Source organism: Streptococcus ilei (assembly GCF_000479335.1).
Lineage (GTDB): Bacteria > Bacillota > Bacilli > Lactobacillales > Streptococcaceae > Streptococcus > Streptococcus ilei.
In genome coordinates, this window is the sequence record NC_022584.1 from 934,259 (window position 1) to 947,496 (window position 13,238).

Here is a 13,238-nt window from a genome sequence, read left to right on the forward strand (position 1 = left end):
TAACTTTCTTGCCTATCAAAAAGAGCCTCTTGAAACAAACAGGTTGTAGCTTTTAACCTGTTTAGAACTTGAGGCTCCTATTATAAAAATCTCATTGTGATAACTAAAGTGATTGACTGGTCTAAAAAAGGGGATGCATCATCCCCTTTTTCAAGGCCATAAAACCTTTTCTAGTCATCGAGTAGACCTTGCTATTTGGAATTCAGCAAAATCAATCTTTCACCAAAGAAAGAAGAATTATTTTTCGTCTTCTTTTTTTCGACGACCAAATGCCACGAATCCTACAAGGCCTGCAACTAGTCCGAGTACAGTTGATCCTACAGATGTAGTTTCACCAGTATTTGGAAGTTGTCCTTTACCTGATGTTGGGTCCACTGGTTTACCTGGTGTTGGATTCACTGGTTTACCTGGTGTTGGGTCCACTGGTTTACCTGGTGTTGGGTCCACTGGTTTATCTGGTGTTGGATTCACTGGTTTATCTGGTGTTGGATCTACAGGCTTATCTGGTGTTGGATTCACTGGCTTGTCTGGAGTTGGCTCTACAGGTTTGTCTGGAGTTGGTTCTACAGGCTTATCTGGAGTTGGTTCTACAGGCTTATCTGGAGTTGGTTCTACAGGTTTGTCTGGAGTTGGTTCTACAGGCTTGTCTGGAGTTGGTTCTACAGGTTTGTCTGGAGTTGGTTCTACAGGTTTGTCTGGAGTTGGTTCTACAGGCTTGTCTGGAGTTGGTTCTACAGGCTTATCTGGAGTTGGTTCTACAGGTTTGTCTGGAGTTGGCTCTACAGGCTTATCTGGAGTTGGTTCTACAGGTTTGTCTGGAGTTGGCTCTACAGGCTTATCTGGAGTTGGTTCTACAGGTTTGTCTGGAGTTGGCTCTACAGGCTTGTCTGGAGTTGGTTCTACAGGCTTGTCTGGAGTTTCTTTAAGTTTGTATACATAAGTTACATTCTTATTGCCTTCGATAACTTTACCTGTTGTTGGGTCAGTAGACTTAAGGTGACCTTGGTCATCCACTTCACCTACTGTGTAGTTACCTGCTGGAACTAATTCATAGGTCTTGCCTTCGAATTCGATCTCTTGTGGGCGGTTATCTACAACTGTGTCGTAGTCTTTGTCCACTGGTTGAGCTTCTTCATCCGTCACATCTGACTTGATGGTCTTACCTTCTGTATCCACATAGTGAACATAGACGTTACCCTTCACTTCTTTATAGACGTAAGTGATGGTTGATTTTGGTTTGTCAACTTTACCTTTAACTGGATCAGATGATTCCAAGTGTCCATCTTCGTCAACTTTACCTACTGGGTAGTCACCTTTTGGTACGATCTTATAGGTCTTACCATCTGGTGTCTTGATAGTATTCGGTTTTTCACCTTCCTCAGTAGTGTTATATGGTGTGTCATACGGTGAGTTTGGTGTATCTTGACGAGGTTTTTCGATTTCCTTACCATTTTCGTCTACATAAGTGATGACGACTTCACCCTTCTTCGGCTCAGCTGGGGTTTCCTTCAGTTTGTATACGTAGGTAACGTTCTTATCTCCTTCGATAACTTTACCTGTGGTAGGATCAGTAGACTTAAGGTGACCTTGATCATCTACTTCACCAACTGTGTAGTTACCTGCTGGTACCAATTCATAGGTCTTGCCTTCGAATTCAATCTCTTGTGGGCGGTTATCTACAACTGTGTCGTAGTCCTTGCCCACTGTTTGAGCCTCTTCATCCGTCACATCTGACTTGATGGTCTTACCTTCTGTATCCACATAGTGAACATAGACGTTACCCTTCACTTCTTTATAGACGTAAGTGATGGTTGATTTTGGTTTGTCAACTTTACCTTTAACTGGATCAGATGATTCCAAGTGTCCATCTTCGTCAACTTTACCTACTGGGTAGTCACCTTTTGGTACGATCTTATAGGTCTTACCATCTGGTGTCTTGATAGTATTCGGTTTTTCACCTTCCTCAGTAGTGTTATATGGTGTGTCATACGGTGAGTTTGGTGTATCTTGACGAGGTTTTTCGATTTCCTTACCATTTTCGTCTACATAAGTGATGACGACTTCACCCTTCTTCGGCTCAGCTGGGGTTTCCTTCAGTTTGTATACGTAGGTAACGTTCTTATCTCCTTCGATAACTTTACCTGTGGTAGGATCAGTAGACTTAAGGTGACCTTGATCATCTACTTCACCAACTGTGTAGTTACCTGCTGGTACCAATTCATAGGTCTTGCCTTCGAATTCAATCTCTTGTGGGCGGTTATCTACAACTGTGTCGTAGTCCTTGCCCACTGTTTGAGCCTCTTCATCCGTCACATCTGACTTGATGGTCTTACCTTCTGTATCCACATAGTGAACATAGACGTTACCCTTCACTTCTTTATAGACGTAAGTGATGGTTGATTTTGGTTTGTCAACTTTACCTTTAACTGGATCAGATGATTCCAAGTGTCCATCTTCGTCAACTTTACCTACTGGGTAGTCACCTTTTGGTACGATCTTATAGGTCTTACCATCTGGTGTCTTGATAGTATTCGGTTTTTCACCTTCCTCAGTAGTGTTATATGGTGTGTCATACGGTGAGTTTGGTGTATCTTGACGAGGTTTTTCGATTTCCTTACCATTTTCGTCTACATAAGTGATGACGACTTCACCCTTCTTCGGCTCAGCTGGGGTTTCCTTCAGTTTGTATACGTAGGTAACGTTCTTATCTCCTTCGATAACTTTACCTGTGGTAGGATCAGTAGACTTAAGGTGACCTTGATCATCTACTTCACCAACTGTGTAGTTACCTGCTGGTACCAATTCATAGGTCTTGCCTTCGAATTCAATCTCTTGTGGGCGGTTATCTACAACTGTGTCGTAGTCCTTGCCCACTGTTTGAGCCTCTTCATCCGTCACATCTGACTTGATGGTCTTACCTTCTGTGGTCTTGCCTTCTGTATCCACATAGTGAACATAAACGTTACCCTTAGGCTCAGCTGGTGTTTCCTTCAGTTTGTATACATAAGTGACATTCTTATCACCTTCGATGACTTTACCAGTTGTTGGGTCTGTTGACTTCAAGTGACCTTCTTTATCAACTTCACCTACTGTGTAGTTACCTGCTGGAACCAATTCATAAGTCTTACCTTCGAATTCAATCTCTTGTGGACGGTTGTCTACAACTGTGTCGTAGTCTTTGTCTACTGGTTGAGCTTTTTCGTCAGTTACATCTTCCTTGATGGTCTTGCCTTCTGTATCCACATAGTGAACATAGACGTTACCCTTAGGTTCTTCTTTCACTTTGTATACATAGGTGACGTTCTTATCGCCTTCGATCACTTTACCTGTTGTAGGGTCTGTTGACTTGAGGTGACCTTGATCATCTACTTCACCGACAGTGTAGTTACCTGCTGGTACCAATTTATAAGTCTTACCTTCGAATTCAATCTCTTGTGGGCGGTTGTCTACCACTGTATCGTAGTCTTTATCCACTGGTTGAGCTTTTTCGTCAGTAACATCTGACTTGATGGTCTTGCCTTCTGTATCTACATAGTGAACATAGACGTTACCCTTAGGCTCTTCTTTCAATTTGTAGATGTAGGTGACATTCTTATCTTGTTCAGCAACTTCTCCAGTTGTAGGATCTGAAGACTTCAAGTGACCTTGGTCATCTACTTCACCAACTGTGTAGTTGCCTGCTGGTACCAATTCATAGGTCTTGCCATCTTTTTCTATTGTTTGTGGGCGGTTGTCTACGACTGTGTCATAGTGTTTGTTAATTGGCTGTTGATCTTCGTCAGTTACAGAATTTTTAAGGGTTGTTCCTTCAGTATCTTTATAGTGAACGAAGACATTTCCTTTAACATCAGACTTGACAAAGTAATAGTTCACATCAGTTGAAGGTTTAATCGCTGTTGGAATTGAGTAGTTGTTAGAGAATGATGCGTACCCCTTCAAATTAGAGTATACTTTTCCGTTTGGAGCTGTAGGATCATCTGCTACAGATCCGTCTGCTTGAATCACTGGAACTTTACCAGCAATGACATTGTAACTGTTGTTACCAGCACCCGCAGGTGTCAATGATGTGCTTGGAGCACCTTTGAATGGACGTGGATAAGTGTGTAGAGTTCCATCCATTTGTTTATAAGTATCTGTCTCAGTAGTAGACGACCAACCACTGATAATGAGGGATTTACTTCCAGCAGTTTCGCTGACTTCAATATAGTAGTCGCCATTTTTGCTGTTTACTTTTGTAACTTTTGTCTCATCAGCCTTCCACTCTTCAGCAGCTTTGTTAACTTTACTTGTGTAGATGAGTGTATATTTCGATACATCTTCAGTACCAATATCTGATGTAGCAAAATTGTTCACTTGAGATGGATCAAGGGCGTAGAATTTCGTTACAGTTGAGCCATCAGTATCAACGATTTCAGAAATACGTTTCACGTAGTAGTGGTTGGCTCCACCTTGAAGTTCGACAAGTTTTTGTCCAACAACACCTTTACCAAGGATACCAGATGTTTTTTGAGTTGAGTCAGTTGTTGCTGCTACTTGTTTGTAACCAGCAATCTCGCGATTGTTTGAAGCTGTGAATTGTTGCCCTGCAAGACCTGTTTGAGTATAGCTTGCAAGAACTGTTTCATTTCCAGTTGGTTTGTATGGTTGTCCTTCTGTGTACTTGCTACTGTCAACAACTCTATAGTAAGTTGTTTGATCAGCTTTAGCATAAGGAACAGAGGTTTGAACGTTTTGTTTATCTTCACCTTCGTTACCTGGGTAGTTGGTATCACGAATTTGAAGTGTTTCATACTCAAGGTTCGCATTCACCAATGAGAAGGTTACGTTACCTGGATTAGTTCCGTTAGCAGCTGCGTATGTCAAAGTATTAGTTACATCAGAGTTGTTGTTGGTGATGTAGCTTGGAAGGGAGATATTGCTTTCTCCAGCTTTGAGGGTACGAGTGTAAACTTCTGATCCATCAGATTTCTTCACAATACGCAAGTAAACATCTGGATTAGTTGAAAGGCTACCAGTGATAGCTGAACGATCTACTGCAAGAGTAGCATAATAATCAAAGTTTGTTTTAGCTCCAGTAGCGTGGTTGGTTTTAAGGAATTGCCATACACCGAAAGTGAAACGATCAGCGTTTGGATCTAATGCATAGCCTGCTTTGTTGAAGGCTGCATCTTCAATCGTTGCACCATTAGCATCTGAAATAACTGGGTTAGTAGCTACACTACCAGAAGTAGATGTTGAGATTGGTGCCAACTGAGCAGAAATTGCAGGTGCACCATTAACGGTTGTGTTTCCATTGAAACCTGCCGCCTTCAAGGTTTCCATCATGTCATCTACTGACTTGTTCAAGCGTGATCGTTGCTCAGCATATGATGGAGCATTCTCACCAGAATTGGTCGAAGCTTCTTTTGCTGGCAATTCTGATTGAACTTTAGCAACAGCCTCTTTGATAGCAGCTTTCTGTTCTGCATTTTGATGATTGGAAGCATATTTTTCTGCTATCTGATTCAATAATGCAGCCTCAGAAGCATTTTGTTCCAAAATAGCTTTATCATCCGATGCTACAGCACGTTCGACCACTTCAGATGAACTTACTGCTGAAGGTTGTGTTTCTGTAGCAGTTTCATTTTGAGGGGCTGAGACTTCTTTAGAGCCTTCTTCAGTTAATGGGGCAGCTTCAGGTGAAGTGGATGGAGCACTCACTGCCGTAGAGGAAGAAACTACTTCGTTTCCTACTTCATCCGCAAAGGTAGTATTTGCAACTGTAGTAGCACTTAGAACTGCCGCTGCCACTAAGATCCCTTTTACCAAGTGACGGCTCTTAGCAGAAACAGCATCTTCACGCACCTCAGCTACAACTGTCTCTTCGACTTGACCACGAATCACTTTGAGCAAACCAAAGTTTGAAGTAGCTGCACGCAACCAGTTCTTACCTGACTTGATCAACTTGAAACGAGTCACTCGATCAGTTTCACGGAATTCTCCGTTTGAACGTTTAAAAATCATTTGATTCTCCTTAATTTTTATTTTCACCTATATTATACCTTTTTCCTGTACTTATGCAAGCGTTTTAATATTTTTCGTATTCATCATCAAGGTGGAAGCTTCTAAAATCATTCAAACAAATAAAAAAAGCTACCCGAAGGTAGCTTTCATTTCTAATTAAAGTGAGTTAACATCCACTTTGATACCAGGACCTTGAGTTGTAGTCAAAGTCAAGCTAGTTACGTAAGTACCTTTAGCTGTAGCTGGTTTTGCTTTTTGAATAACATCGTTGAAAGCTTTGAAGTTTTCAACCAATTTATCAGCGTCAAATGACACTTTACCGATGATCGCTTGAACGATACCTGCACGGTCTGCACGGTAAGTGATTTTACCACCTTTAGACTCTTCAACTGCTTTAGCAACATCCATTGTTACAGTACCAGTCTTAGGGTTTGGCATCAAGTTACGTGGTCCAAGGACACGTCCAAGACGTCCAACAAGAGCCATCATGTCAGGTGTAGCGATAACTACGTCGAAGTCCAACCAACCATCGTTGATTTTCGCAACAAGGTCATCTTCACCTACGAAGTCTGCACCAGCAGCTTTTGCTTCTTCAGCTTTTGCACCACGTGCAAATACAAGAACGCGAGCTGTTTTACCAGTTCCGTTTGGCAATACCATTGCACCACGGATTTGTTGGTCAGCTTTTTTCACGTCGATGTTCAAGTTGTATGCAACTTCTACAGTTGCGTCAAATTTTGCAAAGTTAGTTTCTTTTGCAAGAGCTACAGCTTCTTCTACGCTGTATGCTTTTGTGCTGTCAATTTTTTCAAGTGCAGCACGAAGTTGTTTGCTTTTTTTAGCCATTTTATCTTTCTCCTTGTAATGTGGTCATATCGATTTTCATCTCCCACGTCACTCGTCTCATGATCAAGTGTATTGCGGGCAAATAGGATTGTTACAATTAGTCAGTAACAGTGAATCCCATAGAACGAGCAGTACCTTCGATCATACGCATTGCAGACTCAATGTTTGCAGCGTTCAAATCTGGCATCTTAGTTTCAGCAATTTCTTGTACTTGTGCACGAGTAACTGTTGCAACTTTCGTTTTGTTAGGTGTACCTGATCCTTTTTCAACACCTGCAGCTTTTTTCAAAAGAACAGCAGCTGGTGGTGTTTTTGTAACGAAATCAAATGATTTATCTTCATAAACAGTGATCACAACTGGGATAATCATACCAGCTTGGTCAGCTGTACGAGCGTTAAACTCTTTAGTGAATCCCATGATGTTGATACCTGCTTGACCAAGTGCTGGTCCAACCGGTGGAGCTGGAGTAGCTTTACCAGCAGGGATTTGCAATTTTACAAGTTTTTCGACTTTTTTAGCCATTTCTTAAATCCTCCTTTGTGGTTTTGGCGGTAATTACAGATTTTTACCTCCCACAAGTATGCTCTGCGCATACCTTTCTATTATACACTATTTTCTTCCGAATGCAAGAAAAAATTTCATTTTCATCACACTTTTTTTTCTTTTGTGATAAAATGGAGGTATGTTAATAAAAGTTGCTTCCCTTGTATTTATTTTTTTGACCCTCATTCTCAGTGGGATTATTATTCGAGTCTTTAAACTGCGCCGTTATGGCTGGAATTTTGCCGACCTGGCTTTTCCTCTGTTCGCGCTAGAGTACTATTTAATTTCAGATGCGGCTTACTACCATAATTTGTTGCCTCAATTATTATTGGCCTTGTCTCTTCTAGCTATTGGCTTAACCACTTATTTTTTGAAAAAGAGACGCAGTTTTTACTATCCAAAGTTTTTTAAGTACTTTTGGCGAGCAGGCTTCCTCATTACCTTTTTCCTTTACCTCATTATGACAATCAGTCTCTTCATCTGAAATATAACAATAAAAAAACGGTATGAACTAAAATCATAGTTCATACTGTTTTTTTTTTATTTTATTCTAGACTTATGCCGATGGGTCACCAAGCTATAGACAAGACGATTCATCAACCATAAGACTCCTTCCATGACCAACCCTAAGACAAGGGTCAAGATCCAACCAGTAAAATGAAGACGACTGAGATTGAAAATGGAAGAAAAAACAAAGACCGATAAAGAAAAACCTGCCACATTAAGAAGAATGATTCCCAATTTCACATGATTAAAGGGAAGACTGAGTTGGTATACTTTTGTAAATCCAATCAAAGCCAGCAAGTAGATGGAGATGGTCGAAATCTCTCCCTGACTTAATCCAAGGAAAGGACCCAGAACCACAAGGAAAAGGACTGAAATGAGATTGGTCAAGGCAGCCGGAAGAGCTTGCTCTATCACAGTCTCAACAAAGTCTCCTTCTATCCGGGCACGATTCTTCTCCAAGGCTAGTAAGAAACCGGGGATTCCAATGGTAAATCCACTGATCAAGGACATTTGAGAAGCCTGAATGGGATAAGTGAAACTAAAGAGAATAGCCAGTATAGCCAACAAAATTGAAAAGATATTCTTGACCAAAAAGAGACTGGCCGAACGCTGAATATTGTTAACCACTCGGCGACCTTCATCCACAATCGACGGCATGTGTGAGAAGTCTGAATCTAAAAGCACAACCTGAGCTACCTTTTTGGTCGCATCATGCCCCGTATTCATGGCAATACTACAATCTGCTTTTTTCATAGCGAGGATATCATTGACCCCATCCCCTGTCATCCCAACCTTATGGCCATCCGCTTGCAAGCTCTCTACGAGGATTTGTTTTTGTTCTGGACTAACTCGTCCAAAGACTGTGTAGATTCGTACCGCCTCTACTACCTCCTCACGCGTCCTGAGCTGACTCGCATCTACGACTTGATCCGCATCTGGAATGCCTGCTTTCTGAGCTACGGCAGCAACTGTCACAGGATGATCCCCTGAAATAACCTTGATGGTCACCCCTTGTTTTTGGAAATAAGCAAAGGTTTCAGGAGCAGTCGTTCGTACAGGATTCTCCAAGACCAGGGCTAGAAGAGGGAGGACTGGAGCTTCTAATACTTCCGTCAACTGTTCCCCCTGGTATTGCCCAAAAATGAGAACACGCGCCCCTCGTTCAATCTCTCGCTGCCACACTTCTTGGTAAGCATCGAGATCATCTCTCAGCAAAACATCTGGTGCCCCTAATAGGTAAATCCCTTGTTGGAACTGAAGGCCCCCAAATTTCTTCTTAGATGAAAAAGGTAGGCGGTCTTGAACGGGCCATACTTGGGCGGGTTGGACAGAGTGATACTGCCGAATGGCCGAGATGGTATCATTCTGATCTTCACTTGCTTGGAGATAGTGACTTAATATTTCTTTGCCTTCTTTTTCCTCTAGCACCAAGGGTAGAAGCTCACTCACTTGCATCCTGTGTTCGGTAATGGTTCCCGTCTTATCTAGACAGAGGACGTCGATACGGGATAGGGTTTCAATCCCCTTCATACTGTTGAGTAGGACCTTTTGAAGGGCTAAACGGGTTGCCCCAAGCACCAAGGCCAGAGTCATTAAGAGGTAGAGACCTTCTGGAATCATCCCAATGATGGCACCGACCATAGAGGTGATGCTAACTTTGAGGGTTTCGTGATTTCCTAGATAGCTCTGCAAGAACAACAGTAAGCCAATCGGGATGAGAATCATTCCGATCATTCGGACAAGACCGTCCACTGCATGAACCATTTCGGATTCTTCGTGTCCCTTGACTTTTTTTGCAGAGAGACTCAGCTGATTAATATAAGACGCATCGCCTACTTGTTCCAAGACCGCAACTGCCTGGCCTGAAATAACAAAACTTCCTGACATGAGTGTCTGATGCTCAGCTTTAGGGATTTCATCTGCTTCTCCTGTCAATTGAGACTCATCGACCATGATCGAGCCATCTAGAATCTTGGCATCCGCATAGATCTGATCCCCCGCTTGGAACAAGACGACATCTCCCTCTACCACCTGATGAACAGGAAGGTCTAACCGTTCTCCTTCACGAATCACTCGAGCTTTCTCCACTTGAAGGAGACGCATCTTATTCAAAATCCGACGGGACCGCAATTCTTGAACAATCCCGATCAAGGAGTTAACGACGACAATAGGAACAAATAACATATTGTTCCAAGACCGTACTAGTATCAATAAAATAGCTAAAATACCAAAGACTAGGTTGAAATAAGTGAAGACATTTGAATAAACAATCTCTCTCGTCGACTTTTCTGCCGTAATGGTTACTCGATTTTGTTTGCCTTCTCTGATTCGGCTTTGGACTTGCTCATTCGTTAGCCCGCTATAGCGCTTCTCTTCCATATTTTCTTCTTTCTTTTTTCTGTATCTAGTTTAGCAAAAAGAATATCTTCTTGCTTCAGACTAGAGAACGAAGATTCTGTAGACCTATTCGTGAAGTTCAAGAGGCAAGCCATCTGGATCAAAGAAGAAGGCCATTTTGCGCCCATCAAAATCATCCACCCGTAGCTCTGTATGAGGGATTCCTAATTGATCAAACTCTGCTAGACAGGCTTGAACGTCTTCTACTCGAAAAGCCAGATGACGGAGACCGGTATGCTCTGGATGAGGGAGAAAGGGTCTCTTTGGAGCATCTGGTTTGATAAATATTTCCAAGGTCAGATTTCCCTTTCGAATATTAAAGAGAATATCCTGCTTTTCAGGCCGATGGTGTTCGTCTAAAGGTTCAAAGCCTAATTTGTCGACATAAAATTCTCTGGTTTTATCATAATCGTGTCCAATAATGGCAATATGGTGAATAGTATCGAGCTGCATCTGCTCTCCTTTTCTTTTTTTCGTAAACAAAACCTGCCCCTTGTACAGGCAGGCTTTTGCTATTGTCAACTATCTCATTCCTTCTTCATTTAAAGAAAGATTAATTGGTCTGCAAGACCTTTCTTGGCTTGGTTCCTTCAGCTGGTCCGATGACACCTGCTGCTTCCAAGTCTTCCATGAGGCGAGTTGCCCGGTTAAAGCCGACCGATAAGCGACGTTGGATCATTGACGCACTGGCTTTTTGAGTTTCAATCACAAGAGCCTTAGCCTCTTCAAAGAGTGGATCACCCTCGTCAGAGCCGCCCATGCCTCCGTCAAAGTCCGACTCGGATACTTCGCCTGGATCAAAGGCATCATCATAATCCGCTTCTGCTTGTTCCTTGACAAAGTTCACAATCCGCTCGACATCGTCATCTGAGATAAAGGATCCTTGCAGACGAATCGGATGATTTTCATCGATCGGTTTAAAGAGCATGTCTCCACGACCGAGCAATTTCTCTGCCCCATTTTCATCCAAGATGGTCCGTGAGTCAGTCCCAGATGATACCGCAAAAGCGACACGGGAAGGCACATTGGCCTTGATCAAACCTGAAATAACATCAACCGATGGCCGTTGGGTCGCAAGGATCATGTGGATCCCTGCTGCACGCGCCTTCTGTCCAAGACGAATAATAGCATCTTCCACTTCTTTACTTGCAACCATCATCAAGTCTGCCAACTCGTCGACAATGACCACAATCAATGGGAGGGGTACTTGCTTCATCTCTGACTGGGTATTGTACTCAGCAACCTTGGCATTAAAACCAGCAATATTCCGAGCACCCACTTTCGAGAAGAGCTCATAGCGATTTTCCATCTCATCAACAACCTTTTGTAGGGCTCGACTGGCCTTGCGTGGGTTGGTCACAACTGGAATCAAGAGGTGAGGAATATCATTGTAAACAGAAAGTTCCACCATCTTTGGATCGACCATCATAAATTTGACTTCGTCCGGACGGGCCTTCATCAAAATACTCGAAATGATCCCATTGACCGCAACCGACTTACCAGATCCGGTAGAACCCGCTACCAAGAGATGGGGCATCCGGGCCAAATCAAAGGTCCGAGCTGAACCATCTACAGCCTTCCCAAGTGGAATCTCAAGGAGTTTAGCTGGGTCTGTCTTGGATTGCTCCCACAATTCACGGAAGGAAACTGTCGCAATCTCTGAGTTGGGAACTTCAATCCCGACCAGAGACTTCCCTGGAATCGGTGCTTCGATCCGCACATCCTTGGCTGCTAGGGCCAAGGCCAAATCATCTGCGAGGTTGGAGATGCGGTTGACCCGCACACCGACAGCCGGTTTGACTTCATACTTGGTAACAGATGGACCAATTTCCGCCCGCTCCACTGTCGCCTTGATGTTAAAGCTTGCAAAGGTTTCTTCCAGAATGCGGATATTCTGACGAACGATATTTTTCTCTTTGGATTGATTTTTAGGCTTGTCAGGTGCGAAGAGATCAATGGTTGGAAGTTTGTACTGAAGGAGTTCCTTAGGCGTGAAATCCACAGTGACTTCTTCATCCATATCCTCCTCAGTAAGTTCTTCCATCTCCTCTGGATCGTCTTCTGGCCAGTCTTCCGAATAGCCTTCTTCTTCATTTGGTAGATAGATCTGAGGGTAGGCCTCCTCAGCAGGCACTTCTGCTTCGAACTCAGGTTCAATAACTTCACCTGTCTCAAGATCTACAGGATAGCCTTCCGTGCTCATGGGACTAGCTTCTGCAAGTTGCTCGATGCGGGCAGCCTCCTCTGCTTCTGCTTGAAGAGCCTTCTTCTCTTCACGCTCAGCAAAGCGCTCCTGGCGACGAACTTCCCGTTTTTCCATAAAGGAGTGAAAAGCTGCGACAGCTTGCTCATACACGTCATAAACCGAATAAGAACTCATCAAGAGAAGCCCTAATAGGATCAAGAGTCCTCCGATAAAGTAAGTCCCAATGTTAGAGAGCAAGAAAGCAACCGGCGTGTACAAGATTGCACCAAGCAAACCTCCTCCTGCAAAAGAAGAGACACGAAGATGCACGAGGTCTCCTAAGATACGTGATAAGGTTGGTCCCACTGAAGAACCTTCCAGTTTCAAAAGGGAGACAAAGTAAGCTTGATACATGAGTAGTAAGCCTGCAAAAAGACTTAAAAAGCCCGACAAGGTTCCCTCATGCTTCTCAATCCATTTGAAAAAGAAGAGGTAGAAAATAACAGCTGTCATTGCCACATAAGCCAGACTACCTACCAAGAGCCGGATAAGGTTGTAAGTCACTAAGCCTAAGGCTCCTAATCGTAAAAAGGCGAAAATGAAGACGAGAGTTAAGACAATCGTCATGATCATTCGGCGAATTGCTTTTTTTCTTTCTATTTCTGCTTTAGACAGTCGTCTCGTCGACCGTGTTTTTTTTGATTGATTATTGTTTGCCATAACCTTTATTATACCATATTTCTAAGCTAGTTCTCT

General features: G+C 42.9%; 7 protein-coding genes. 1 reads left to right on the plus strand and 6 read right to left on the minus strand.

The window, feature by feature from the left end:
- Positions 1-237 precede the first annotated feature (237 nt).
- From N596_RS09675 to rplK, 3 genes are all read right to left on the minus strand, one after another.
- Positions 238-6,003 (minus strand): accessory Sec-dependent serine-rich glycoprotein adhesin, encoded by a 5,766-nt coding sequence (locus tag N596_RS09675; RefSeq protein WP_023027114.1) that lies wholly within the window; start codon positions 6,001-6,003, stop codon positions 238-240.
- Positions 6,004-6,159: 156 nt separating this feature from the next.
- Positions 6,160-6,849 (minus strand): 50S ribosomal protein L1, encoded by a 690-nt coding sequence (rplA, locus tag N596_RS04515; protein ID WP_006595851.1) that lies wholly within the window; start codon positions 6,847-6,849, stop codon positions 6,160-6,162.
- A 97-nt stretch (positions 6,850-6,946) separates the two neighbouring features.
- Entirely contained in the window at positions 6,947-7,372 is a 426-nt protein-coding gene (gene rplK / locus N596_RS04520) for a 50S ribosomal protein L11 (protein WP_006595850.1), read from the minus strand.
- Between the two features lie 160 nt (positions 7,373-7,532).
- On the opposite strand from rplK, the gene N596_RS04525 reads away from it, so the two are divergent.
- Positions 7,533-7,877, plus strand: a complete 345-nt coding sequence (locus N596_RS04525; RefSeq protein WP_023027115.1) for a DUF3397 family protein — start codon at positions 7,533-7,535, stop codon at positions 7,875-7,877.
- Positions 7,878-7,933: 56 nt separating this feature from the next.
- Here N596_RS04525 and N596_RS04530 read toward each other — a convergent pair whose 3' ends face one another.
- The 3 genes from N596_RS04530 to N596_RS04540 form a co-directional block, all read right to left on the minus strand.
- On the minus strand, positions 7,934-10,279 hold the full coding sequence (locus tag N596_RS04530; RefSeq protein WP_023027116.1) for an HAD-IC family P-type ATPase: 2,346 nt from the start codon (positions 10,277-10,279) through the stop codon (positions 7,934-7,936).
- An 84-nt stretch (positions 10,280-10,363) separates the two neighbouring features.
- A complete protein-coding gene (gene gloA2 / locus N596_RS04535; protein WP_023027117.1) occupies positions 10,364-10,750 on the minus strand; it encodes an SMU1112c/YaeR family gloxylase I-like metalloprotein in 387 nt (128 codons plus the stop codon).
- Between the two features lie 100 nt (positions 10,751-10,850).
- Positions 10,851-13,202 (minus strand): DNA translocase FtsK, encoded by a 2,352-nt coding sequence (locus N596_RS04540; RefSeq protein ID WP_023027118.1) that lies wholly within the window; start codon positions 13,200-13,202, stop codon positions 10,851-10,853.
- Between the last annotated feature and the right edge of the window lie 36 nt (positions 13,203-13,238).